The sequence below is a fragment of the Pantoea sp. ME81 genome, from assembly GCF_903970985.1.
In the GTDB taxonomy this organism is placed as follows: domain Bacteria; phylum Pseudomonadota; class Gammaproteobacteria; order Enterobacterales; family Enterobacteriaceae; genus Pantoea; species Pantoea communis.
Window position 1 is genome coordinate 1 of sequence record NZ_CAJCKS010000320.1, and the last position, 2,217, is coordinate 2,217.

At 54.0% G+C, this 2,217-nt stretch carries 1 protein-coding gene and 1 pseudogene; one reads left to right on the forward strand and one right to left on the reverse strand.

Annotated features, from left to right (window positions below):
- On the forward strand, positions 1-1,746 hold a 1,746-nt coding region (locus H7A81_RS26910), incomplete at its 5' end, for an FUSC family protein (protein WP_182059298.1).
- Here the strand turns inward: H7A81_RS26910 and H7A81_RS26915 are convergent.
- Positions 1,743-2,217, reverse strand: a pseudogene (locus H7A81_RS26915) (hypothetical protein); the annotation flags it as partial. The gene H7A81_RS26910 and the pseudogene H7A81_RS26915 overlap by 4 nt on opposite strands.

Here is a 2,217-nt window from a genome sequence, read left to right on the forward strand (position 1 = left end):
ATCATGGGCTTTCCTGAGGTGATGACACCGTTGTCGATCACCAATACCGTGTTATCCCGTATTGAAGAGATCGCTGTTGGCACTGTGTGTAGCAGCCTGGTACATGCGCTATTGTTTCCGGTCTCGATGCGTAGTTTGCTGGAACAGAGTGTCAGCCAGTGGTATTTGAATGCGCGCAAACTTTGCCACGATTTGCTGTCCGGTATTCCGGGCGATAAGTCTCCCGAACGCGATGAAATACTGACGCGTATGGCGACCAATCCACAGCAAGTGGAAATCTTGATTACGCACTGCGTTTACGAGGGCGATGCCGCGCGCCGTTTGATTCGTCTGGTCAGCGTGCAGTATCAACATCTCTCGTATTTGATCCCCACGCTCACTGCGATTGAACTACGCCTGCAGCGATTATCGGCATTGCAGATTACCTTCCCGGACAACGTCGCGGTAGCATTCCGCCTGTTTTTGCATTGGCTCAACGATGGCGAAGCCGTGGGCGAAACCAGCGGTATCCAGCTGGAATTAAGCCGTTGTCAGAATGATATCAACCAGGCCTGGCGTAGCGGGGAGCTGCCGATTGAACACTGCCTGCTGTTTACCGGTTTGCTGGAGCGCATGGCGGACTTTGTGCGCATTGCGGGCGCTTATCAAAGCGTCGGCGGGTTGGTCAGCGATCTCTCGGGTGACACCACACCCGCACGCGGCAAACGTACCCATCGTTTCTATGACAAAGGGTTGATCAGGCTGTCGGCCTTAACCGCCTTTTGCGCGATTTTTGGCTCCTGTTTGTTGTGGATCGGCACGGGGTGGCACGATGGTGCCTCAGCACCGGTGATGGCTGCCATCCTGAGTTCGCTTTTTGCCAGTATGGATACGCCACTGACTTCAATGAAATTGTTCGTGCGCGGTGTGATTGTCGCCATTGTTATCAGCGTGATTTATGTGGCGCTGCTGTTGCCGCAGGCGACCTCATTTGAAGCGTTGATTATTTGTCTGATGCCGGGCTTGCTGATACTCGGTCTGATGATTGCACGTCCCTCAACCAATATGATTGGCATCAGCGTGGCTATCCAGATTCCTGGCTTTATCGGTTTGGGCCATCATCTGAAACCAGATTTGGTCCTGCTCATTAACAACGCCATTGCATCACTGACGGGCGTACTTTTCGCCGTGATAGCCACCGTGCTGATGCGTAACAAACGTCCTTCATGGACAGCACGGCGCGCGGTTCGCCAGGGCTTACGTGAGCTATTGCGTTTTATTAAGGAGCTTGAACGTACCGGTTCATCGCTGCTGGGCAGACAGCGTTTCATCAGTTTGATGCTGGATAAGGTCAACGTGGTACTGCCGCGTTTACGACTGGATCCACAACCGGATATGTCGACAGCCGGGATGTTACTGACGGAAGTGTGGCTGGGCGTGAACAGTTTTGATTACTACGCCCGCCATAAAGATCTGCTGGCAAAACATCAGCTGGACAGCGGACAGATGTTTCACGAGCTGGCTTTGTTCCTGAAACGGCGTCTGAAATCGCTGCAAACACGACCGCACCAGGATTTGCTGGACGAACTCGACTGGCTGTTGCTGCTGCTGGAGCGGCTGGCAAAGCAGGATGACGGGTTACTCACACCGCTGTTTCATCTGTTTAGCATTCGTCTTTACCTGTTTCCTGAGCAAGCGTGGCCCATTGCCACGCCGCGCCAGTTGGAAAGAATGCAACTGCAGGATTATCGTCAGCGCGCTTATTAACCGTACCAACTGTAACCTTTGGGGACACGTGAGAAACCCGCCTCTTTCAACGCTGCGAGCAGGTTGGATTGTCCGACGGGTCGATCGTTAACCCGTTCCAGCGTGAAATTAAGATGCTTTTCGCGGCTTAACGCCTGGCCCAGCGCAACCAGTGCGGCATGAAGATCTTCGTCGCTGTCCTGCGCATTAAAAGTCATCAACTCTTTGCCACCGGGTGGCAGGTAAAGCATGACGCAACCCCTGACGATCACCGCAAAAGCACCCGCGCGGCGCGTGGGTTTGGTTCCCGTGATACTGATCGGCCATGGCAGTGTTAACCCGAAGGGATTGACAGGATCAATGGCTGATAGCACAACGGGGGCATGCCGCGCTGACTTGTCGGCATCGAGTTGACGCAGACGATCGAGAGATAGTAAGAGCGGCGTGTAGGGATAGAGGTTACGACCTGTAGGTGGTAGCGAGGGGGTAGGG